Origin of the sequence: Thiorhodovibrio winogradskyi (assembly GCF_036208045.1) — a bacterium.
In the GTDB taxonomy this organism is placed as follows: domain Bacteria; phylum Pseudomonadota; class Gammaproteobacteria; order Chromatiales; family Chromatiaceae; genus Thiorhodovibrio; species Thiorhodovibrio winogradskyi.
In genome coordinates this window covers 185052-207304 of record NZ_CP121472.1, presented here as the reverse complement: position 1 = coordinate 207304, position 22253 = coordinate 185052, and the positions used below count along the sequence as shown (strand labels likewise).

The window sequence follows — 22253 nt, the reverse complement described above, 5'->3', positions numbered from 1 at the left end:
GAAAGGCATCCAAAGGGGCCGCGAATGATTTTCCTCAGTCAAGCCTTCAATGCGCTCCAAATCGCGAAGGCGCCGGCGAAGCCCCTCCCACCTCCAGGCGCGCATCGGCTAGACTTCCCACCATGACAGGCGATCGTCCCGACACCCCCGCCAAAGCCCCGCTGCGTCAATGGCACCGCGCCTTCGGCATTGCGCTGATGGATGTGTTTGCCGGGGCGCCCTGGACGGTGGAACTCGAAGTGGAACTGGCCCTGAAAAGCCAACTGCTGGATGTGGCCATCATCGATTCGACCGGGCCGCCTGATCCGCGCCAGCCGACACCCGAACTGCCCGACGGACTGGAGCGCTTGCGTGCCCACAACCTGCTGACCTACAAATCCCATCACGAAGCCCTCACCCCCTGGGTGCTGGACGAACTCATCGGCCACTACGTTAACTATCGCAAGCACAAGATCGATGGCGAGGGGAAACTCCAGCCGCCCGATGTCTTCGGCCTCTATGCTGTTGCCACCCGCTCACCCGAGGGACTCGCGCGGCGCCATGGGCTGCAAACCACCGCCTGGGACGGCGTCTATGATCTCCCCTGGGGCGCGCATGTGGTGCGGGTGATCGTGCTCAACGCCATTGCCAAACACCCGCGTAACGCCCCCTGGGAACTGTTCGCCAGCGAACAGGATCGGATGCGTTGTGGTCTAGAGCACTACCGCGCGCGCCATCGCGACCCCAGGCGACGCGGGCACTGGGATTTATTGGAACACCTCTACCTCCTCTACCGACACGAGGCACCGATCATGGCCTACACGATGGAAGAATTCATCCGCGACACCCACGAGATGGCCATTGACGAGGCCATCCGCAGCGACCCCGAATCGATTCTCAAGCGCTTCGATCCTGAGGATCGGCTCAAGGGGCTTGATGCCGAGGACCGGCTCAAGGGGCTTGATGCCGACGTGGTGCTCAATCGCTACGATCCCGAGGACCGGCTCAAGGGGCTTGATGCCGAGGATCGGCTCAGGAATTCCAGGGAATTCCAGGGGAATTCGGGGAATTCCAGGGACAGTTTACTTAACTCGTAGGGCGCCGCAGCTTTTAGAGCGACGGGCGAGACAGCGCAAATCCATTGAGCTAAAGGTGTCGTGATGCATCCATTCGGTCGTGCAATACTCGAATAACGGCAATGCCGTAGTCGGTCACACGAAAGTAAATGATGTGGCGCTCAACAGCCAATCGGCGATAGCCTGGTCGGATGTGCTCACAGCTTGGAGCGATCTTTGGAGTGTCCGCTAATTCTGCAAACGCCTCCGTAAGAAAGTCGATGTAACGATCCGCCTGCTCGATACCCCATTGCCCAGCCGTGTAATTCCAGATCGATTCTAGGTCACCCTCGGCCGCAGGTGTCAGGCGATACTCAGCCATGCGATGTTCGCACCCTTTGTTTGAACGTAGCAGCGTCGAAACGCCGGGGTTCGCCGCTGGTTTCTCCTTCGATCAGGGCAGATCGGATCGCTGTGGTCTCCGCGCTGCGCTCTTGCTCACGTCGGATCAGGTCGCGGATGTACTCGCTGTCATTGGTGTAGTTTCCTGCGCTGATTTGGGCTGCTATCCAGCTGTCTTGCTGCATCGTCAATGTGATGGTCTTACGGACGGTTCCCATGGCGCAATCTCCTGAGTTACCTTCAGAAAACACTGATATTCATACTATTGGTGCAGTATAGCGCAAACCAGAGATGCTGCGGGTAGTACAGTGCTGTGGTTTGGCTCCGCTCTTCGATGGCGGTATCTTCGGCAGCCCCGACACCAAAGACAGCATCTTGAAATGTTGGCAGGACCTGGCGGATCGATTGCAGGAACAGACCCCAGAGTCCGTCTATCAGCGCCTTGGCGAGGCCATGGCCTGCAACCACCAAGGCTTCGGCGGTACGCCTGAGGAAAACCGCACCTGGGGCGACTGCCACAAGCACGATGTGCTGGCCTGGCTGCATGCCCAGCTTGGCACCGAGCAGTACCTGGAGATTGGCGTCGATGCCGGCCTGAGCCTGGCGCGCGCGCCCGGCCGAGCACGCGGCATCGACCCACGTCCCGATCTCCTGCTGCAAGCCCCTCTGAGTGAGCAAGCGCGGATCCTCACCTGCAGCAGCGACGCCTTCTTCCGCGACCAGGCCAAGACGGTGCTGCAACAACCGCCGGATCTGGTGTTCATCGATGGCATGCACCTGTTCGAGTTCGCCCTACGCGACCTGATCAACGTAGAGCGCCATGCCGCGCCGCATACGCTGGTCGCCATCGATGATATCTACCCCTGCCATCCCACCCAGGCCGAGCGCCATCGGCGCAGCGGTGCCTGGACCGGTGACATCTGGAAACTTCACCGAATTTTGCGCGACTGCCGCCCCGAGCTGACGCTGCTTGCACTCAATGCCCACACCACCGGCCTGCTGCTGATCGCCGGGCTCGACCCGCGGGATCGGGTGCTGGAGGCGAGCTACGCCGCCGAGGTGCGTCGACATCTCAACAGTGGTCCACCGCCGCCGGCGGTGCTTCCCCGCGAAGGCGCGATCCCGTCTGACCATGCGTTGGTGGCGGAGCTGGTCGCGGTGCTCAAGCAGGCCAAGGCCGAGGCTTGGTCGGTGGCCCAGGTGCGCGTCGCCCTCGCGCCACTCAAGCCCGCGCTGGCCGCCGCCGAGGCCGAGTATGCCGGGCGGGCGGAGGAGGGCATCGGGCGCTGTGGGCTGAACCTGCGGGTGCTCGGCGCGCCGGTGAAGGTCCAACTGTACTTTCCGCAACCGCAGCCGCCAACCTACCGCGAAGCTGCCTCGACCTTACACTGGTTGAAGCCAGGCCAATGGGTCGAGCTGCGCTTTGCGCTGCCCGAAGGGCTGGATCTCAGCCAGCAGCCCTTGCGCCTGGACCCCGCTGACCGCCCGGTGCGGGTGCACATCGCCGCGCTGCGGCTGCGCGCGGCCGAGACCGATGCGTTGCTGTACAGCGCCGAGACGCCCGAGGCCTTGGCCGCGCTGACCCTGAAAGGCGATGCCCAGCCGCTCACGACCGAGCCCGAGCTGATCCTCGACAGCCTGGGGACTGATCCGCAACTCCTGCTGCCCAGGCTCGCCAGCGCCACATCCACCGCGCCGGCAGCGCGCCCCGGTTGGTTGGAGGTGCGGATGATGATTGAGCCGCAAGCGGAGGCCGAGCCCGAGGCCCCGCAACCTGCCGCGACGGCGCCCATCGCTCAGCGGCCTGACCGCGAGGGGGGAAACGGGGGGGAAACGGGGACAGACCACGTTTTCTGCGCCGGGCGCAGCACCTGCCAAGCCCGGCACCCCAGACCGCAAGGGCAAGGACGCACGCACCCTTTCCAACCCCGCTCCCGTTCATTCGGGGCGGGGTTTTTCGTGTTTGTACAGTTGAGGCGAATGGAAACGGATGTGTTACCATTCCTTCGATGACTTACCATGTCAAGCAACTGCACTTGCCCGATGGGCGCAGCCCTTATGCAGAGTGGTTTGCGACACTCGATCCGCTGGCCGCCGCTAAGGTCAGCGTTGCTGCGGCACGGATGGAGCAGGGCAATCTGTCGAATGTGGAGTGGAATCAAAGGGGTCAGGTTCGATTTAATTTTGAACCCCATAAGGTGTGACCTCAAATGAATGGAACACAAAATATTGTTATTGATACAAATGTTCTTCTAGCTGCTCTGAAGTCTTCTAAGGGTAGTTCTTTTCGTCTGTTGAGACTCATTGGGAGTAACTTGTTTACTCCACATGTTTCAGTTCCGTTAGTCGCGGAGTATGAGTCAGTTCTCAAACGTGAAAATCTATCCTTATCCGATACGCAAATCGACGATATTATCGATTTTATATGCGCAAGCTCTCATTACCATAAAATTTTCTACCTTTGGCGTCCTACATTGCGGGACGCTAATGATGATTTTGTGCTTGAACTCGCTGTCTCTTCTCAATCGCAAATTATTACGTGGAACGAGCGTGATTTTAAGAAAGCAGAGTCATTTGGGATCCAGGTGATGAATCCGCGTACTTTTCTCGTTCGTTTGGGGATATTGTGATGGCGTTCGTCTCTGTTTGTCTACCAGATTCCCTTCACCAAATGCTGCAAAAAGCGGCGGGAGAAGATTCAATCCCGATTGAGCAATTTATAGCGACGGCGGTGGCAGAAAAACTTGCCGCCTTAACGACAGAAGCGTATCTGCAGGAGCGATCTCAACGCGCGTCGGAAGAAAAGTTTCGAGCAGCTTTATCAGCGGTTCCCGATGTCGTGCCTGAAGGCTTCGATCAGATTTAACAACCACCGACGGAAAGCCGGGGAATCAAAGGAACCGGGTTCCAGTTAATTCCAAGGGGCTGGGTTCGATTTGATATTTTTCTCATAGGCTGCCATACCGCCCGCCCCGTTCGCATGAATTAATCTCGCCCAGGCCATCAACCTTGGCTTGCTCGCGCCGACTTCTATAGGTTATTCACTATGCCAAGCGCCCTCATTACCGGCATCACCGGCCAGGATGGCTCCTATCTCACCGAGCTGCTGCTCGCGCAAGGCTATGAAGTCCATGGCACCGTGCGCCGCACCAGCTCCCTGGAGCGCAGTCGGCTCGCGCATCTCTACCATGATGCCAGCATCCATAACCGCCGCCTGTTCCTGCACTACGCCGACCTCGACGACCCCACCACCTTACGCCGGGTGCTGCACAAGGTCGCGCCCCAGGAGGTCAACCACCTGGCCGGACAAAGTCACGTGGGCCTGAGCTTCGAGATCCCGGAAACCACCTGCGAATTCACTGCCATGGGCACCCTGCGGCTGCTCGAAATCCTGCGTGATCTGCCCGCAATGCCGCGCTTTTTCCATGCCACCTCATCGGAACTCTTTGGCCGCCCCACGGAGTCGCCGCAGACCGAAAGCACCCCTTTCGCCCCCGTCAATCCCTATGGCTGCGCCAAGGCGTTCGCCACCCAGTTAGTCAAGGTGTATCGCGAGGCGCACGGGCTGTTTGCGGTCAACGGCATCCTCTACAACCATGAATCACCCCGGCGCGGCGAGGGCTTTGTGACGCGCAAAATCTGTCGCGCCGCCGCAGAGATTAAGGCCGGACGACAACACACACTCAAGCTGGGTGACACCAGCGCTCAACGCGACTGGGGCCACGCGCGCGATACCGTGCGGGGCATGTGGCTGGCCTTGCAGCATGACACCCCGGATGACTACATCTTTGCCACCGGGCGCCTGCACCGGGTGCAGGATGTGCTGGAACTGGCCTTCCATGCCCACGGCCTGCACTGGCAGGACTATGTGGAGACCGATCCACACCTGATGCGTCCCGCCGAGCCGCTCCACTTGGTTGGCGATGCCACCAAGGCGCGCACGGTGTTGGGCTGGGAGCCGGAGACCGACTTTGCCGCTTTGATCCGGGAGATGACCCTCGCGGAACTCGACGCCTTACACCACTGAACAACCACCACACAACAGAAAACCAGGATTGTGCCCATGTCAAAAGTTGCACTCATTACCGGCGTGACCGGTCAGGATGGCTCTTATTTAGCGGAATTGTTGCTGGAGAAGGGCTATGAATGCATGGCATCAAACGCCGCAGTTCGCTGTTTAACACCGATCGTATCGATCATCTGTATCAGGATCCGCATGAGGCTCAGCGGCGCTTTATTGTCCCAACCGTTTAGTGAAAACTATGCACTTTAGTGCAAGACTTTTAGTAAACTCTCATTTATGAGGTCTTACAGAAAATCGTCACATACAGTTCACGACCTGAAAGTTCACCTGATTTGGGTAACGAAATATCGCTATGCGGTGTTGACGAAAGAGGTGGGGTATCGTACGCGTGAAATTATCCGGCAAGTATGTGCGCAAAACGACGTTCAGATTATCAGTGGTGCAGTGAGCAAGGATCATGTTCACCTGTATATATCGTATCCGCCAAAATACTCAATAAGTGATCTGGTCAAATGGTTTAAAGGCCGTAGTTCACGTAAATTACAGGAAGAATTTCCGCAGCTTGGTAAGCGTTATTGGGGAAGGCATTTCTGGGCGATTGGGTATGCGGCATTTAGTTCGGGTCATGTAACTGACGAGATGATCCGAGAATATTTGAAACATCACGAAGATCATCCGAACCATCAAGATGATGGTTTTACCGTTGAATGACTTTGAGTCATGATTTAACTGACTTCAGTCAGTCTCGGCTTTCAGTCGGTTTCTAACCGAAATTGCGACTTTCAGTCGCAATCCATACTATGGACTTCCAGTCCATAGTGGTTGATTTTGCATCATGGCGATTTGACCGATTCATCCAGTCTCATCCGCATCATGCAGCAGGTGCAGCCGGATGAACTCTACAATCTGGCCGCCCAGAGCCATGTCGCGGTATCCTTCGAAGAACCCGAATACACCGCAAACTCCGACGCCCTCGGCGCCCTGCGCCTGATCGAAGCCATCCGCATCCTCGGGCTGGAACGCAAGACCCGATTCTACCAAGCCTCGACCTCCGAACTCTACGGTCTGGTGCAGGAAATTCCCCAAACCGAGCGCACTCCCTTCTACCCGCGCTCACCCTATGCGGTGGCCAAGCTCTACGCCTACTGGATCACGGTCAACTACCGCGAAGCCTATGGCATTTAGGTGATTTCAACTAATAAAGCTACCATAATTTAGCCTCTTGAAGGCTTTTTCTGACTCAGAACATGGGTAATAATGGAAGCCTTTCTGATTGTTGGAGAGTTTTTAAGAAATGGCGCTACCATCAAACTCGTTGCCCACCTGCGAACATGTTGCGGACATCCGATTCGCGGCCTCGAAAATGCACGGTTGCGAGCGTCGTGCCTTTGTCGCTGAGATGACCCTGAAATACTGCGCAGGCAGCGCGCGAAAAGCCGAGTCGCTGTTTGGCTGGGGGCGCGAGATGGTGGAAACGGGTCTCGGCGAGGCGCGCGCTGGAGTCGTGTGTCTGAGTGCCAAGCCCTTGACGACTGGAAGGAAGCGCTGGGAAGAGAACTATCCCGAAGCGGCAGCGGATTTGCGTCGACTCGCCGAGGAGCACGCCCAGCAGGAGCCAAGCTTCACCAGCACCGTGGCCTTTAGGTGATTTCAACTAATAAAGCTACCATAATTTAGCCTCTTGAAGGCTTTTTCTGACTCAGAACATGGGTAATAATGGAAGCCTTTCTGATTGTTGGAGAGTTTTTAAGAAATGGCGCTACCATCAAACTCGTTGCCCACCTGCGAACATGTTGCGGACATCCGATTCGCGGCCTCGAAAATGCACGGTTGCGAGCGTCGTGCCTTTGTCGCTGAGATGACCCTGAAATACTGCGCAGGCAGCGCGCGAAAAGCCGAGTCGCTGTTTGGCTGGGGGCGCGAGATGGTGGAAACGGGTCTCGGCGAGGCGCGCACTGGAGTCGTGTGTCTGAGTGCCAAGCCCTTGACGACTGGAAGGAAGCGCTGGGAAGAGAACTATCCCGAAGCGGCAGCGGATTTGCGTCGACTCGCCGAGGAGCACGCCCAGCAGGAGCCAAGCTTCACCAGCACCGTGGCCTTTACCCGGCTGACGGCGGCACAAGCGCGCCAGCGGCTGCGTGAACTCGGTTATCCGCAGGAGGCTCTGCCCGCACGCGGCACGCTGGCTAGAATCCTCAATCGACTGGGGTATCGTTTGCGTCGCGTTGTCAAAGCCAAGCCAAAAAAAAAGATTCCGCAGACCAACGATATCTTCATCAACATCAAGAAGAAAGACGCCGCCAACCAAGTGCTGGGCGCCAAACGCATCAGCGTTGACTGCAAGGCGACCGTGAAACTTGGGCCGTTCTCGCGCGGTGGGTTAACGCGCGGCAACCAGCGCGCCTGTGATCACGACATGGGCGATAACGGAAAGCATCCCCCTTGCGGCATCCTTGATGAAGACACCGGGCAACTCACCATCCACTTCGGAAGTTCAGCAAAAACCAGCGACTTCATTGTCGATGCCTTGCAGGCGTGGTGGGAGCGGCTCCCTCTTGCCGAACGGCAGGCCACCACGCTGATTCAGATCAAGATCGATAACGGGCCTGAAAGCAGTGGCGTACGCTCTCAGTTTCTTCATCGCATCGTGGCATGGGCTGATCAAATCAACAAACCCATCCACTTGCTTTACTTTCCACCCTATCACAGCAAATACAATCCCATTGAGCGGTGCTGGGGCATTCTCGAACTGCACTGGAACGGCGCCCTACTCGTCGATACCGAGACCATGCTCGCCTGGGCGCGCACCATGACCTGGAAAGGCATCCAACCGATTGTGAATCTGTGCACCACCGTCTATGAAAAAGGAATCTCTCTGACAAAAAAAGCCATGCGAGCCGTCGAAGCTCGGCTGGATCGCAATCCTGATCTGCCTAAGTACGATATTCTGATTCAGCCCCTCGGGGCTGGTAGCTTTGTTTCCTGAAATCACCTTACGCCTGCAACGGCATCCTGTTCAACCACGAGGGGCCGCGCCGCGGCGAGACCTTTGTGACGCGCAAGATCACCCGCGCCCTGGCGCGCATCAAGCTCGGCCTGCAAGACAGCCTGTATCTGGGCAATCTTGATGCCCAGCGCGACTGGGGCCATGCGCGCGACTATGTCGAGATGCAATGGCTGATGCTCCAGCAAGAGCAGCCCGAGGACTATGTCATCGCCAGCGGCGAACAGCACAGCGTGCGCGATTTTGTCAATCTGGCCGCTGCCGAACTGGGGATACACCTGACCTGGCGCGGCACGGGCGTTGAAGAACAGGGATTCGACCAGGCAGGCGTCTGCCGGGTGGCGGTCGACCCGCGCTACTTCCGCCCCACCGAGGTCGAGACCCTGCTCGGCGACCCGCGCAAGGCGCGCGAACAGCTCGGCTGGACGCCGAAAATCTCCTTTGCCGAGATGGTGGCGGAGATGGTGCGCGAGGACATCAAGGAAGCCGAGCGCGATGAGTTAATCAAACAGCACGGCTACCGCACCTTTGCGCGCAATGAATAGCGGAAACCCCCTCCATGTTGGGGAATTCCGGGGACATATATGGTCCGCCCCGCGATGCAAGAGGAAAATCGCTGTTTTTGGTAGAAGGAAACGTTGCGGCCATATATCCGGCATCGTTGAAGGATCATCATCGAAGTCGATCCCGTGCCCTAATGGAATTCGCGTACCTCGCCGTCCTCAATCAGTATATCAGTCTCAGCTTAAGCTGGCTGCTGTCCCCGTCAGGTTTTCAGCGAGGCGGTCGTGCCTTTCATGCCATTACAGTGACTTTCACTCTTAGCAACTCGTGGTGTGGAACTCGGTTGATGCCCTATAAGGGCGGGTTAATCAGAATGGTTCGTGGCCGATAGGCGTTACGCGGTAACGGCCGCGGGCTTCGCTAACGCGCCGCGCGCTGCATCGAAGGCCTTTCCGGTGGTCATCACCGCCCAGGCGATGCGCACGAGCTTGTTGGCCATCGCAACCACGGCGACATTGGCATGACGGCGCTGCTTGAGACCGCGCGCCCAATGACTGAGGGCGTCGTCTTTGTTCTCAACCCAGCGCCCATTGTTCAGATCAGGGGCACGCGCCCCGTTGATCAGCAGTTTGCGCATATACACATCACCGCGCTTACTGATGCCGAGCAAGCGTGGTTTCCCGCCGGTGGAGTGCTGTCGCGGCACCAGCCCCAGCCAGGCGGCCAGCGCGCGGCCATTATTGAACAGCCCCCAATTCTCCCCCAAGGTGGCGATCAAGGCGGTGGCCACCAGCGGACCGATGCCAGGGATGCTCATCAACAGCTGGGCCGAGTCATTGGTGTTGGCAACGGCCTGAATCTGAGTATCATAATGCTTGACCCGCGTATCCATGTGACGCAACTCCTCGAGGAGAACATTCAATTCAGCGCGAAACCGCTCACTGAGTCCATTCTCGGCGTCTTCAAGGATGTCCGGCAGGCGGCGCATAAGCTCAGCACGCCCTTGAGCAATGACAATACCGTATTCGGCCAACAACCCCCGGATCTGATTGACCAGCGCCGTGCGCTGATCAATGACCATCGAGCGCATGCGGTGGGTACCCTGGGTATCTTGCTGTTCAACATTCTTGATGGGCACGAACAATTGACGCGGGCCCCTTTTCGAGCAGGGCGCCGCTTCGCAAATCGCCTCGGCATCGACGGCATCGTTTTTGTTCGTCTTCACAAAGGGCTTCACATGCTGCGGGGCGATCAACACAACCTCATGGCCAAACCCCTGGAAGGTGCGCGCCCAGTGATGGGCACCACTACAGGCTTCCATGGCGATGCGACAGGTCGGCTGCTGGGCGATGAACTGACTCAACGCTTTTCGTGCCAACTTGCGGCTGAACACCACTTCACCCTCGGCGTCGACACCAAACACATGTACGCTGTTCTTGGCTAAATCAATACCAATAGTGACGACCGGTTCTTTGCTAAACGTCTTTACGGATTTTTTCTTCGCTTTTTTCATGGCTCTTCTCTGCTGTCTTCGGTTGACGATTAGATGGTTGTCGATAGCCTATTTTGCTTGATTCAGCGGGTTTGTAGGAGCGGGGCGGACCATCCCATTAGTATACTTAATTCCTTTCGGGCTGCCCCCAACGCTCCCAGCCCCGCCCCAAATCGGCTAAAATCACCCCATGACAGCCGACACCCAAGCCACCGACAGCAGCGACAAACCCGACTACGACAGCCCCTGGAAAGAAGCGCTGGAGCAGTTCTTTCCGGAGTTTCTGGAGTTGCTGTTCCCGGCCATCCATGCCGAGATCGACTGGTCAAAGGGCGTGCAGTTTCTCGACAAGGAATTCCAGCCCAAGCCCATCTAAGGGTTGTGCGCGAGGCCAAGACCACCCGGCGCTATGCGGATAAGCTCGTCGGCCTCACCCGCCGCAATGACACGCCGGTGTGGGTGCTAGCCCATGTTGAAGTGCAAGGTGATCCGCAAAGCGACTTTGCTGAACGGATGTTCACCTACAATTACAAAATCCGCGATGCCTACCAAGTGCCGGTCGCGAGTCTGGCGGTGCTGGCCGATACCAAGCGCAGTTTCCGCCCCAACAGCTACCGCACGGCGCTGTGGGACTGTCGGGTGCAATTCGACTTTCCAATGGTCAAACTGCTCGACTACACCACCCCCGAGCGTTGGGCCGAGCTGGAAGCCAGCGACAATGTTTTTGCCCTGGTGGTGATGGCTCAAATTCAGGCCAAAGTCACCGATGACGCCGAGACCCTGAAACGCTGGAAATTCCGCTTGATGCGCCTGATGTACGAGCGCGGCTATGAGCGCACGCTGATTGAAGAACTCTTCCGCCTGATCGATTGGATGATCCGTCTGCCTGAAGAGCTGGAAGCAGAATTTCGCCAAGAACTCTACGCCTACGAGGAGCAATACCAAATGCCATACGTGACGACTGTTGAGCGAGCGGGAATTGAGAAGGGAGTGCAGCAGGGCGAGGCCAGGACATTGCTGCGTCAGCTCGATCAAAAATTCGGCCCCGAGGCCGTGCAAACGCACCGCGAGCGTATCGAACAGGCGGAGCTTGAGCAACTCGACACTTGGCTGGGTCGCATCCTCAGCGCCGAGAGCCCCGAGACCATCTTCCACTGAGGCGCAGGCCACGCTGGCAGCATTAACCGGCGTCCCTTAGCGCAGCCATCTCCATCACCGCATCCGCCAGCGCCCAGGCCTCCGGGTTGTGGCTGAATCAAGAACTTGCGCTGGTCGCTGCCGAGGGCGAGGGCGGCGCGGTTCATGTGGTAGAACTGCTGCTCGCGCTCTTGGGTGAGTCCATCGCAATTAAGCCTCGCTTTGGCATGCCATGACGCAATTTTGCCGAGAAGCCAATCATCATAAGCAATTCCGGGGACATATATGGTCCGCCCCGCGATGCAAGAGGAAAATCGCTGTTTGGTAGAAGGAAACGTTGCGGCCATATATCCGGCATCGATCTCGGGACGCATTGCGGTCCCCGTGCCCTAATGGAATTCGCGTACCTCGCCGTCCTCAATCAGTATATCAGTCTCAGCTTAAGCTGGCTGCTGTCCCCGTCAGGTTTTCAGCGAGGCGGTCGTACCTTTCATGCCATTACAGTGACTTTCACTCTTAGCAACTCGTGGTGTGGAACTCGAATTGCAGGGACAGTATACTTAATTACCAGCAACAGCAATAAGCCTCGCTTTGGCGTGACATGGTTGCAATTCTGCCGAGAAGCGAATTCATCATAAGGATTCACCCATGGAATTCTGGGGACATATATGGTCCGCCCCGCGATGCAAGAGGAAAATCGCTGTTTTTGGTAGAAGGAAACGTTGCGGCCATATATCCGGCATCGTTGAAGGATCATCATCGAAGTCGATCCCGTGCCCTAATGGAATTCGCGTACCTCGCCGTCCTCAATCAGTATATCAGTCTCAACTTAAGCTGGCTGCTGTCCCCGTCAGGTTTTCAGCGAGGCGGTCGTGCCTTTCATGCCATTACAGTGACTTTCACTCTTAGCAACTCGTGGTGTGGAACTCGGTTGATGCCCTATAAGGGCGGGTTAATCAGAATGGTTCGTGGCCGATAGGCGTTACGCGGTAACGGTCGCCGGCTTCGCTAACGCGCCGCGCGCTGCATCGAAGGCCTTTCCGGTGGTCATCACCGCCCAGGCGATGCGCACGAGCTTGTTGGCCATCGGGGGGGGAAACGGGGACAGACCACGTTTTCTGCGCCGGGCGCAGCACCTGCCAAGCCCGGCACCCCAGACCGCAAGGGCAAGGACGCACGCACCCTTTCCAACCCCGCTCCCGTTCATTCGGGGCGGGGTTTTTCGTGTTTGTACAGTTGAGGCGAATGGAAACGGATGTGTTACCATTCCTTCGATGACTTACCATGTCAAGCAACTGCACTTGCCCGATGGGCGCAGCCCTTATGCAGAGTGGTTTGCGACACTCGATCCGCTGGCCGCCGCTAAGGTCAGCGTTGCTGCGGCACGGATGGAGCAGGGCAATCTGTCGAATGTGGAGTGGTTCCGGGGCATTGGTGAGTACCGGATCGACTGGGGGCCGGGCTACCGCATTTACCTGGCCAAAGACGGCCTGACGATTATTGTTCTGCTCGGTGGCGGCACGAAGAAGCGGCAGCAAAAAGACATCAATGAAGCGGTTGCCCTGTGGGAAGACTACAAGCGCCGCAAGTCACTAACCAACAAGCGAGCGTGATCCATGGGACTGACCCGTGATTTCAAGGATACCGTTGTGGCCCGCGTGCAGAGCGATCCGGCGTTCGCCCAGGCACTGCTTGATGAGGCGATCACCCTGTTCATCGATGGTGAGCCCGACACGGCCAAACTCATTCTGCGCGATCTGGTGAATGCCACCGTTGGCTTTGAGTCCCTCGCCGAAGAAATCCATAAGCCCGCCAAAAGTCTGCACCGCATGCTCTCGGTCTCGGGTAACCCGACCATGAGCAATATTTCGGCGATCTTCGCCGCCATGAAGCGTGCGTTGAAGGTAGAGGTTCAAACTACCGTGGTGATGGTGTAAGTGCCAATCAAATCAGGGGGAAACGGGGGGGAGGGGGAAACGGGGACAGACCACGTTTTCTGCTCCTGGCGCAGCATCTGCCAAGCCCGGCAAACCTGACCGTAACGGAAAACAAGACCCGTCCCGGTTTTCTGAAAACAAGACCCGTCCCGGTTTTCTCCCAAACCAACGAGAATAACGTGACATCAGAGTACCTGCGCCCAAAGCTCCTCGGCGGTCGTTTTGACCACCACCGCCTTCCGCTAGAAGTCCTCAAGGATTTTTCGGCCTTGGAGGAGATGATTGTTGCCGTCGCCAAATGGCAATACCTACAAACACACCAAGACCGCGAACGCGTACCCCGCGGTTTCAGTGGCAGTATCCAATTAGCGCTCACGGCTATCGAAGAGGGCAGCACCATTCCAGTGATTGCGCTTTCGATGTCGCCGGGGAGCCACGCGAGCAACCTCCAGTACTTCGAGCGTGCGCGCGATCTAATTATCAATACGATGTTTGCCATGCAGCAGCAGTCGCCTTGCGCGATACCAACAAAGTTACTCAGCTATTTCGACCGGTTCGGGCGCAGCCTAAAAGAGGAGGAATGTATCGAGTTCACGGCTTCAAATGGCCAAACGGTTGTTTACAATCAACAGATCCGCCATGACCTCATTCGTGCATCCCAGATCGAAAGTTGGTCAGAAGACGCCGTTTTGCGAGGGCGGATTGCTGAGGTTGAAGCCGGACGATCCTGCTTTGAGCTTGAACTGCGCGATGGCACCCGCATCAGCGGACCTATCCCCTTGCAACATCAAGAGGTGGCCTTTAAGGGACTGCTTGAGTACCAAGTTGGCACCGCCGTAGCGGTGCAAGGCGTTGTCAAAAAAGATCGCCATGATCGAATCCTAAAAATTGAATCGATCGAAGACCTGACCATACTCGATCCACTCGATGTTGTTTTTCGACTCGAAGAACTCTCAGCGCTGAAACCAGGTTGGTTAGACGGGCGCGGGACGGCAGTATCGTCGCAAGGATTGCACTGGCTGGCTGGCGCCTTTGAACACTATTACGACACAGATCTCCCGCTTCCCTATCTATACCCCACGGCTGAGGGAGAGATCAGGGCTGAATGGTCATTCGATCACCACGAAGTTTCTTTAGACGTCGATCTTGAAACCAAGCGTGGGCTTTTTCATGCACTCGACCTGGTTGCCGAGACTGACAAGGCGTTTCAAGCAGCACTGGATTCAGAAGACGGCTGGAGCCTTCTGAACCAGGCCTTGCGTTCGCTGGAGCCTGCGCTGAAATGAAGACAGACACCTTGCTACTCAGGCAGATCAATCCGAATTTTGCTCAAGGCGACCGCGTCACATCTCAAGCCTTCCGACCGACACCCAAAGATCAACATCTGTTGTCGGTTGACGATGGCGACCAAATCACGGCGGCAGCAGCCTTTGACCGCTTCACAACTCAAACCCAAGGGCGTTCGATCGGCGTGATGGCCGTCACCTGCGAAGAATGCAGCGCACTCAATCTCGGCGTCATCGCTGATGGCGTGCCTTACAAAGAGCATGTCTCGATCGACTTCCGGGGGCTGGCAAACAGCAAAGTCGAGAGTTGCGGAAAAAAACTCGCAGTCCAAGCAAGACAGCGCGGCTGGCTGTTTCAGCCATAACAACCTGCCCATGCACAGCGAAAACCGACTCAAACACCCAATTCTGCTCAGCATCGACAGCTTCGCCATCGGCTCCCAGGTGACCCGGCTCGCGCCGCGCATCTTGGGCAGATGACCCCTCATGCGAATTCAATGGTCCAGAATGAAGTGGTCGAATGAAAGGGTCCAGGCTCAAGTTAATTTTGGAACGCTCGGTAGACTCAATGTCATTTTATTGAGTTCGAGCAGTTGTGTGACTTAACGGGTTACTTTGGCAATCCGGATTTTAGGGAGTCAGCGCGATTCCGAGAATGCCGCTGGCAACGTTTCTTGAGCAATTAAAGCAATTAAAGGGTCCAGGTTCGATTTATTGTCCCAACCGTTTAGTGAAAACTATGCACTTTAGTGCAAGACTTTTAGTAAACTCTCATTTATGAGGTCTTACAGAAAATCGTCACATACAGTTCACGATCTGAAAGTTCACCTAATTTGGGTTACGAAATATCGCTATGCGGTATTGACGAAAGAGGTGGGGTATCGTACGCGTGATATTATTCGACAAGTATGTGCGCAAAACGACGTTCAGATTATCAGTGGTGCAGTGAGCAAAGATCATGTTCACCTGTATATATCGTATCCGCCAAAATATTCAATAAGTGATTTGGTTAGATGGTTCAAAGGCCGTAGCTCACGCAAATTACAGGAAGAATTTCCGCAGCTTGGTAAGCGTTATTGGGGAAGGCATTTTTGGGCAATTGGGTATGCAGCATTTAGTTCGGGTCATGTAACTGACGAGATGATCCGAGAATATTTGAAACATCACGAAGATCATCCGAATCACCAAGATGATGGTTTTACCGTTGAATGACTTTGAGTCATGATTTAACTGACTTAAGTCAGTGTCGACTTTCAGTCGGTTTCTAACCGAAAGTGCGACTTTCAGTCGCAACTCATACTATGGACTTCCAGTCCATAGTGGTTGATTTTATTGAAAAGACGCTGACTGAAAACTCCTTCAAACCTACCGTTTTCTGTTGCATCAGCGCATGCATGTCTGACCACCGCCTTACTTACGGCGCTTTCCTAATCACGCTCGATGACAAACCCCCATATGCGCTATCCCGTCATGTCACAATCCCTCCGGCTCGCGCGGACCATTGCCCCGCAAGCCATGCAGGAGATTATCGATATCGGCGTCCAGGTGAAGACTGACTTTCTGATGGCCGTCTTTCCGGACCGCCACCACCATCTGTTCGAGCCATCGCCTGCCTATCACGCCAAGCTCGAGGAGAATTATCGCGCGGCGGGCGTCGACTACACCCTGCACAAGATCGCGCTCTCCGATGCCGACGGCATCCTCCATCTGCACGAGACCTCGGTCGATGGCTCGGGCCGCGTCACCCATACCCAGATTCGCCCCGAACGCGACGAGGCCATGCCCTTCCTGGTCGGCATCAAGGAGATACCCACCCGCCGCCTCGATACCGTCTTCGCGCAACAGCCGCCGGCGGACCTCTCCTATCTGGTGAAGCTCGACGTCGATGGCGTCGAGGAGCAGATCATCGCCGGCGGCCAACAGGTGCTGCGCAATGCCTCCTTCATCATCATCGAGACCTCGATCAGCCGGCAAGACCTCTGCCGGCGCGCGGCGCTGCTCGAACAACTCGGCTTTCGCGTCTTCGATCTCTGCGACAATGCCTACTACTACGGCCAGCTCGCCCTGGTCGACCTGGTGATGATCAACAACCGCCTACGCGCCGCCGAGCTGAAGTTCCGCCCCTGGGAGTACAGCGAGGGCAAGGTCCACTGGCCCAAGTGGCAACATGGCTTCAAGCATCTGGACGACACGCCGGTGGATGATCCCTTCGCTTGAAGGCTGAGGCACCCACCATCGCCCATGCCCTTGACCGTCAAAGCTGGCTCGTCTGACTGATCTGGCGGTCGCTTGACCTTTGAACAGGGCCGTCGACGCCGTCGAGGGGGCAGATCATCGCCGGCGGTCCGCGGCTGCAGTCGCTGGTGCGGACTAACGGTTGGCGGCTAAACTAATGGCATCGGGCCTGAGAGAGAAGAAGAGGTTGATACACAGTGGATGTCAGCGTGCCCATCGGCGCTCTAGGAGGCTTGTTGAAGGCGCTGTGGTCGTCGGCGGTGCAGGCGAGTTCCCGCGCGCTAACGGCGCATCTTCGCGATTGTTTTTGTGACTTTCAGCGTGATTACGCCAATTATGCGTTTTATTGCGCCCAAGCCCATCGTGACTTCAAGGAGGCCTTGCACGCTGGCGATCAGATGGCTGCAAGGGCGTGCTATGGTCGTTTGGTGACTGCCGTTGAGGATGGGCTAGCACCCATGTGCGTCGATCACGCGCAGATGGTGTAGGCGTATTTTCTCCGCACGCGGCGCTCTTCGGTGCCACCTGTTAGCGGCTGACCAAACCTGCGCATAAACGGTGAAGTCGAGGAAGCCGAGAAAGCGACGGTCCCGGGAGTCCCGATGCGTCAGCTACCGACCCGCTGGCAGCGGACGGCGCTGTGGAGGGATCACTCAGAACGGATCATCGTTGAAGGAAGGCCAAAGCGGTAGCTGCAGCTGACGCGCATCGGCGAGTTGTTTCTGGTAGCGCTGCTCACGGGCCTCGGCGATGGCGAGGCCGTGGACCTCATAGATTCCCTCGCAGAGCATCTCCATCCATTCAACGACCGCCATCGCCTGCTGGGGCGACCAGTCAGAGGGAATCATCGGGGGTGGATACATCCTCACCTCCTGACTGTCGCGGGGAAGACGGAGCGGGCGTAGCGCGAGCCGAACGGCGCTTGCGCCGCTTAGCCGAGCACTCCTTCGCCTCCTTGAGCCGATAAGACTCCCCATCGATCTGAATAATCTCCGCGTGATGGACCAACCGATCGATCAGCGACACCACACAAGCGGCATTGGGAAACACCTCCCCCCACTCAGCAAAGGGCCGGTTGGTCGTCACCAGCGTCGGGAGCTTCTCATAGCGGCGCGAGACCACCTCAAAGAGCAAATCCGCATGGCGGTTGGAATAGGACAGATAGCCAATCTCATCGATCAGCAACACCTGCACCCGGGAATAGGCATTCAAGCGGGCGCGCAGCGCCCGTTCCCCATCGGCCTCCAGCAGCGCATTGAGCATCGCTGCTGCTGTGATGCACAGCACCGTGCGCCCGGCCAACACCGCCTGCTGCGCCAGATTGCGCGCAATCGTCGTCTTGCCCACCCCATTGGGCCCAATCAGCACCACATTCATCGCCTCGGCGACAAACCCAAGGCCCATCAACTCCTTGATCGCCGCGTGATCGCACTGCTTCGGCCAACTCCAATCGAAATCCGCCAACGGCGTAAACCGCCCCAACTGCGCCTGCTTCAACCGCCGCTCCAGCGAGCGTTGCGCCCGTGCCTCCTCCTCCCACTGCAGCAACGCCGCCAGCCAAGGGGCCTCCACCACCTCCGACCAATGCGCCAGCACCCCATGGAGCTTCAGCGCCTGGGCGCGCGCTTTCAACCTCTGCTCATCATCCTCGTTCATCCTCATACCTCCTTCGGCGGATCATCGTGCAAGTGGTCGTAATCCCCCAACGCCGGCGTGCGCACCACCACCTCCCGCACGCGCCGATCCGCCGGCAGCACGACAGGGGTCGGCGGCGGCAGCCCGCGCGCCTCGCGCCGGCGCTCCAGTGCCAGGCGCACCGCGTTCTGGTGCGGCACCTCACGCGCCAGTGCCTCCTCAATCCCCGCCGTCAGCTCCGCCGCCCCATAGGAATCGAGCAGCCGCAGCAAGGCCGCCGTCAGGCTCCCCAAGGGCTCCCCGCGCTCAGCGGCCTTGATCAGCAAGGTGGCACTGATCGGCACCGCCTGGGCCAGATAATCCTGCCCCCGGTGCTGGCGCGCGGCGCGCTTGCGCGCCACCAACTCCGCCACATGCGCCGGGTCCTCCACCTGCGCCCCGGCATCGAAGGTGCGCGCATGGGTGGCGATCACCGTGGCGCCATCGAGCACCCGCACCTGCTCCAGGGAAGCCACCACTGTGAGCGTGCGGCGCACCTGGGTATGGGGTACGGAATAGTCGTTGCGGTCAAAGCGCACATAGGGCGTCTTGCCCACCGACACCGCCACCTGCTCGTCGGTGGGAAAAGGCACCGGCGGCAAGTCCAACAAGTGCGCGCGTTCCTGCTCAAAAACCGCGCGCACCGAGCGGGCGCGATCCTCCGGGCACGGTCGATCCGCCGCCTGGCCCTGACACCAGGTATCAGCCTGGGCATTCAAATCCGCCAGATCGCTGAAGGTGCGCGCGGCAAAGAAACTGTCGCGGATATAACGAATCGCCCGCTCCACGCGGCCTTTTTCATTCCCTCGCGCCACCGCCACCGGGCGCGGCTCGAAGCGATAGTGGCTGGCCAATTCCAGCAAGGTCGGATGAAAGCGAATCGCCTCACCCTGGCGCTCGAGCACCGCGCTTTTGAGGTTGTCATACAACAGCACTCGCGGCAGACCCCCCCAGTGCTCAAAGGCCGCGACATGTCCGCGCAGGAAATTGGCCATCTGCGCATCGAGAAAGAAACGTAGAAACACCGCCCGGGAGAAACTCAGCACCATCACAAAGGCCATCAGGGTGCGGGTGGCCCGACCGATGGTCAGCTTTCCAAAGTGGCCCCAGTCGACCTGGGCTTGTTCACCCGGCAGGGTCTTTAAGCGCAGAAAGGCCTCCGGCCGCGGGCGTGGGCGCACATGCGCGATGAGATGGCGGAAATGATCCGGCCCGCCGCGATAACCGCGCTCACGCACCATGGCATAGAGCCGGCTGGCGCTCAGGCGCGGATAGGTCTTGAGCGTCTCCACGACAAAGGGCAGATAGGGATCGATCAGCGAGGGACGCGCGGCGCGCTCGACCTTGGGCAGTCCGGCCTGGGACAGCACCCGATCAACGGTGGCGTGATGCACGCCGAGCTGCGCGGCGATGGTGCCGACGCGCCAGTGCTCGACATGGAAGTAGCGCAGGATCTTGGCTTCGAGTTCGGTGGGGATGGTCATGGGGGCTCCTGTTGGCTTCAGGGGTCGCGGCCAGCAACGCCTGAGCGGCGACGGAGAAAACCTTGGCGCAGAAAAGGCGAACACTCGCGCCCGCAGCGCTGACAGCGCACTAAGGGGCTCGGCGCGCCGCTCGCTACCGGCGCTGGAACCGGGACCGCAACGGGCATGGATTGCGACGCTGAAACTGCAACCGGCGCGCAGGTGTTCTCACAGGAGCATGGATCGGATGGGCTCGGGGGTGAACCCTGATGCGTCACTTTTTCGCGCTGACGCTGGCGATAGCGCGCTTGACGGGCGGCATGGGTGAGGTGGACCCCATGTCAAGGACAGTTTTCCCCCGAATTTAAGTTAGCGCGCCCAGTTCAGTCGCAGCGGATTGGCGCTGCCCCAGTTCTTCGCCAGCGGAGTCGTCGGCGGAGCGTAGCGGAGCCGACGACTCCGCTGGCGGGCGATCGCCAAAGTGATCAGCAACCACGACACCACCTCCTTTGCCGCTCACATGCACATCGTCCGGCGTTCGGTAGCCAAGCCCCTGGTGAGGGCGTTCACCGTTGTAGAAGGGGAAATACGCCGAGAGGCCCATGAACAGCTCTGTGAGCGTCTCATAGCCCTTGGGGTAAATGTCCTCCCATTTGACGCTGCGCCACAGACGCTCGACGAAGACGTTGTCCAGGGCTCTGCCGCGCCCATCCATGCTGATGGCCACCTCGGCGTCACGCAACACCTGGGTGAAGGCGAGGCTGGTAAACTGCGCGCCCTGGTCGGTGTTGAAGATCTCCGGGCGCCCATAGTGGCGCAGCGCATCCTCCAAGCAATCGATGCAAAAGCCCGTGTCCATTGTGTTCGACAATCTCCAAGAAAGGACTCGTCGTGAGTACCAGTCGATGATGGCCACCAGGTAGGCAAATCCATGCGCGAGTCGCACATAGGTGATGTCACTGCTCCAGACGTGGTTGGGCCGTACAATGGCCAGCCCACGCAACAAGTAGGGGTAGATTTTGTGCTCAGGATGCGGCTTGCTTGTATGAGGCCCAGGCAACATGCCGGCTAAACCTAAAACGCCCATGAGACGCTGAACGCGTTTGCGACTGACCGCATAGCCTTGTGCGCGCAGCATCACAACCATGCGTCGACTCCCATAAAATGGTCTCTTGGTGTATTCCGCATCAATCAGCCGCAACAACTTTTGATCCAGTTCGCTCGGCTCGGCAATACGATCATGGCGGTGTGCATACACTCCAGAGCGATGTACGCCAAGCAGCGCACATTGGCGACTGACCGCTAACCCGCCATCATCAAGGCCGCCCATGTCGATCCACCCGCGACGCACGCTCACAGGCTCACCCCGGACTTTTTTTTCAGCCAGTCCAGCTCCATTTTCAACCGCCCGATCTCGCTGTAGAGTCGCTCTTCGTCGCCACTGTCGTCCACTTTCTTGCGCCCGCGCCGGCCTTCGAACAGCTTGCCGGCGTCCGCCACGATGGCTTTCTTCCACTGGCCTACTTGGACCGGATGAACCCCGTGATCCTGCGCAATCTCGTTAGTCGTCTTCACTCCGCGTACCGCTTCCAAGCCTACTTTGGCCTTGAAAGCGGCACTGAAGGTCTTGCGTTGTCTCTCACTCATCTGCTCTCTCCAAGTCTTTACAAGTCTCTTCAGATGAGGCAAAACTAACTTAATTTAGTGTCCTAAAATTGGGGTCCACTATAACGAGCACTGGCGCACATCGGCGGTTCCCGCCGATGAGGGTGGATTTTTTATCCCGTCAGGCCGATACTGCCGGCGGGCCGTGCCACGCACGGTTGGGGGCGCGGTCGCGGATGGACTGTGGCGGTCGAAGCTGCGGCTGCGCCTGTCTCAACGGCCCTAAGCCTCTACCTGCTTTTTCCGCGCTTGTCACCCCCCGACGAGGGCGATGACGCGAACCTCCCGCAACACCAAGCCGCGGCGCGCGCCGAGGAGCGCACACCGTCCAGTCGCCCTCCGGGCTCCTTCCCGGTGTGCGCTCCTCGGCCCCTGGACCTACCTTTCCACACCAAC

The 22253-nt window shown here is 58.1% G+C and carries 25 protein-coding genes and 4 pseudogenes; 22 read left to right on the top strand and 7 right to left on the bottom strand.

Going from position 1 to position 22253, the window contains the following annotated elements; all coding sequences use genetic code 11:
* The first annotated feature begins 122 nt into the window (after window positions 1-122).
* Window positions 123-1076, top strand: coding sequence for a hypothetical protein (locus tag Thiowin_RS01130; RefSeq protein ID WP_328985919.1), 954 nt, complete (start codon window positions 123-125; stop codon window positions 1074-1076).
* Between the two features lie 49 nt (window positions 1077-1125).
* On the opposite strand, the gene Thiowin_RS01125 is transcribed toward Thiowin_RS01130, so the two are convergent.
* Complete coding sequence (locus tag Thiowin_RS01125) at window positions 1126-1416, bottom strand: type II toxin-antitoxin system RelE/ParE family toxin (protein WP_328985918.1); 291 nt, start codon at window positions 1414-1416, stop codon at window positions 1126-1128.
* Window positions 1409-1654 carry a type II toxin-antitoxin system ParD family antitoxin gene (locus tag Thiowin_RS01120; RefSeq protein WP_328985917.1) on the bottom strand — a complete coding sequence of 82 codons (246 nt, stop codon included), beginning with the start codon at window positions 1652-1654 and terminating at the stop codon, window positions 1409-1411. Before Thiowin_RS01120 ends, Thiowin_RS01125 begins: the two co-directional genes overlap by 8 nt.
* 73 nt (window positions 1655-1727) lie before the next feature.
* Here Thiowin_RS01120 and Thiowin_RS01115 point away from each other — a divergent pair, with 73 nt between their 5' ends.
* From Thiowin_RS01115 to Thiowin_RS01065, 11 genes and pseudogenes are all read left to right on the top strand, one after another.
* Window positions 1728-3449, top strand: coding sequence for a class I SAM-dependent methyltransferase (locus tag Thiowin_RS01115; protein WP_328985915.1), 1722 nt, complete (start codon window positions 1728-1730; stop codon window positions 3447-3449).
* On the top strand, window positions 3446-3640 hold the full coding sequence (locus Thiowin_RS01110) for a hypothetical protein (RefSeq protein WP_328985914.1): 195 nt from the start codon (window positions 3446-3448) through the stop codon (window positions 3638-3640). Before Thiowin_RS01115 ends, Thiowin_RS01110 begins: the two co-directional genes overlap by 4 nt.
* Before the next feature lie 6 nt (window positions 3641-3646).
* The gene (locus Thiowin_RS01105; protein ID WP_328985913.1) at window positions 3647-4066 is read left to right on the top strand and encodes a putative toxin-antitoxin system toxin component, PIN family; all 420 of its coding nucleotides are present in this window, start codon (window positions 3647-3649) and stop codon (window positions 4064-4066) included.
* 41 nt (window positions 4067-4107) lie between these two features.
* Window positions 4108-4302 (top strand): toxin-antitoxin system HicB family antitoxin, encoded by a 195-nt coding sequence (locus Thiowin_RS01100; RefSeq protein WP_328985912.1) that lies wholly within the window; start codon window positions 4108-4110, stop codon window positions 4300-4302.
* 180 nt (window positions 4303-4482) lie between these two features.
* Window positions 4483-5463 (top strand): GDP-mannose 4,6-dehydratase, encoded by a 981-nt coding sequence (locus Thiowin_RS01095; protein WP_328985911.1) that lies wholly within the window; start codon window positions 4483-4485, stop codon window positions 5461-5463.
* 36 nt (window positions 5464-5499) lie between these two features.
* Window positions 5500-5678: pseudogene (locus tag Thiowin_RS01090) on the top strand (GDP-mannose 4,6-dehydratase); the annotation flags it as partial.
* Window positions 5679-5736: 58 nt separating this feature from the next.
* Entirely contained in the window at window positions 5737-6171 is a 435-nt protein-coding gene (tnpA, locus tag Thiowin_RS01085) for an IS200/IS605 family transposase (protein WP_328985896.1), read from the top strand.
* Between the two features lie 114 nt (window positions 6172-6285).
* Window positions 6286-6642 (top strand): annotated as a pseudogene (locus tag Thiowin_RS01080) (GDP-mannose 4,6-dehydratase); the annotation flags it as partial.
* Between the two features lie 181 nt (window positions 6643-6823).
* The gene (locus tag Thiowin_RS01075) at window positions 6824-7108 is read left to right on the top strand and encodes a hypothetical protein (RefSeq protein WP_328985910.1); all 285 of its coding nucleotides are present in this window, start codon (window positions 6824-6826) and stop codon (window positions 7106-7108) included.
* A gap of 174 nt (window positions 7109-7282) precedes the next feature.
* Window positions 7283-8446, top strand: a complete 1164-nt coding sequence (locus tag Thiowin_RS01070) for an ISAzo13 family transposase (RefSeq protein ID WP_328983444.1) — start codon at window positions 7283-7285, stop codon at window positions 8444-8446.
* 8 nt (window positions 8447-8454) lie between these two features.
* Window positions 8455-9009 (top strand): annotated as a pseudogene (locus Thiowin_RS01065) (GDP-mannose 4,6-dehydratase); the annotation flags it as partial.
* 353 nt (window positions 9010-9362) lie between these two features.
* Here the strand turns inward: Thiowin_RS01065 and Thiowin_RS01060 are convergent.
* On the bottom strand, window positions 9363-10481 hold the full coding sequence (locus Thiowin_RS01060) for an IS110 family RNA-guided transposase (protein WP_328985909.1): 1119 nt from the start codon (window positions 10479-10481) through the stop codon (window positions 9363-9365).
* A 169-nt stretch (window positions 10482-10650) separates the two neighbouring features.
* On the opposite strand from Thiowin_RS01060, the gene Thiowin_RS01055 reads away from it, so the two are divergent.
* From Thiowin_RS01055 to Thiowin_RS01010, 10 genes are all read left to right on the top strand, one after another.
* The gene (locus Thiowin_RS01055; RefSeq protein ID WP_328985908.1) at window positions 10651-10836 is read left to right on the top strand and encodes a hypothetical protein; all 186 of its coding nucleotides are present in this window, start codon (window positions 10651-10653) and stop codon (window positions 10834-10836) included.
* Window positions 10837-10841: 5 nt separating this feature from the next.
* Window positions 10842-11618 (top strand): RpnC/YadD family protein, encoded by a 777-nt coding sequence (locus Thiowin_RS01050; protein WP_328985907.1) that lies wholly within the window; start codon window positions 10842-10844, stop codon window positions 11616-11618.
* Between the two features lie 86 nt (window positions 11619-11704).
* Complete coding sequence (locus tag Thiowin_RS01045; RefSeq protein WP_328985906.1) at window positions 11705-11833, top strand: hypothetical protein; 129 nt, start codon at window positions 11705-11707, stop codon at window positions 11831-11833.
* Window positions 11834-12871: 1038 nt separating this feature from the next.
* Window positions 12872-13210, top strand: a complete 339-nt coding sequence (locus Thiowin_RS01040) for a type II toxin-antitoxin system RelE/ParE family toxin (RefSeq protein ID WP_328985905.1) — start codon at window positions 12872-12874, stop codon at window positions 13208-13210.
* A gap of 3 nt (window positions 13211-13213) precedes the next feature.
* Window positions 13214-13534, top strand: coding sequence for a helix-turn-helix domain-containing transcriptional regulator (locus Thiowin_RS01035; RefSeq protein ID WP_328985904.1), 321 nt, complete (start codon window positions 13214-13216; stop codon window positions 13532-13534).
* A 179-nt stretch (window positions 13535-13713) separates the two neighbouring features.
* Window positions 13714-14820 (top strand): OB-fold nucleic acid binding domain-containing protein, encoded by a 1107-nt coding sequence (locus Thiowin_RS01030; protein ID WP_328985903.1) that lies wholly within the window; start codon window positions 13714-13716, stop codon window positions 14818-14820.
* Entirely contained in the window at window positions 14817-15185 is a 369-nt protein-coding gene (locus Thiowin_RS01025) for a hypothetical protein (RefSeq protein WP_328985846.1), read from the top strand. Before Thiowin_RS01030 ends, Thiowin_RS01025 begins: the two co-directional genes overlap by 4 nt.
* Before the next feature lie 412 nt (window positions 15186-15597).
* Window positions 15598-16032 (top strand): IS200/IS605 family transposase, encoded by a 435-nt coding sequence (tnpA, locus tag Thiowin_RS01020; protein WP_328985009.1) that lies wholly within the window; start codon window positions 15598-15600, stop codon window positions 16030-16032.
* Window positions 16033-16290: 258 nt separating this feature from the next.
* Complete coding sequence (locus tag Thiowin_RS01015) at window positions 16291-17037, top strand: FkbM family methyltransferase (protein ID WP_328985902.1); 747 nt, start codon at window positions 16291-16293, stop codon at window positions 17035-17037.
* Window positions 17038-17264: 227 nt separating this feature from the next.
* Window positions 17265-17543, top strand: a complete 279-nt coding sequence (locus Thiowin_RS01010) for a hypothetical protein (protein WP_328985901.1) — start codon at window positions 17265-17267, stop codon at window positions 17541-17543.
* A 165-nt stretch (window positions 17544-17708) separates the two neighbouring features.
* Here Thiowin_RS01010 and Thiowin_RS01005 read toward each other — a convergent pair whose 3' ends face one another.
* The 4 genes and pseudogenes from Thiowin_RS01005 to Thiowin_RS00990 all read right to left on the bottom strand — a co-directional run.
* Window positions 17709-17903, bottom strand: a complete 195-nt coding sequence (locus Thiowin_RS01005) for a hypothetical protein (protein WP_328985900.1) — start codon at window positions 17901-17903, stop codon at window positions 17709-17711.
* The gene (istB, locus tag Thiowin_RS01000; RefSeq protein ID WP_328985899.1) at window positions 17890-18711 is read right to left on the bottom strand and encodes an IS21-like element helper ATPase IstB; all 822 of its coding nucleotides are present in this window, start codon (window positions 18709-18711) and stop codon (window positions 17890-17892) included. The genes Thiowin_RS01005 and istB overlap by 14 nt, the downstream gene beginning before the upstream one ends.
* Window positions 18712-18713: 2 nt before the next feature.
* Window positions 18714-20213, bottom strand: a complete 1500-nt coding sequence (gene istA / locus Thiowin_RS00995) for an IS21 family transposase (protein ID WP_328985898.1) — start codon at window positions 20211-20213, stop codon at window positions 18714-18716.
* A 454-nt stretch (window positions 20214-20667) separates the two neighbouring features.
* Window positions 20668-21839: pseudogene (locus Thiowin_RS00990) on the bottom strand (IS3 family transposase); the annotation flags it as partial.
* Window positions 21840-22253: the final 414 nt, after the last annotated feature.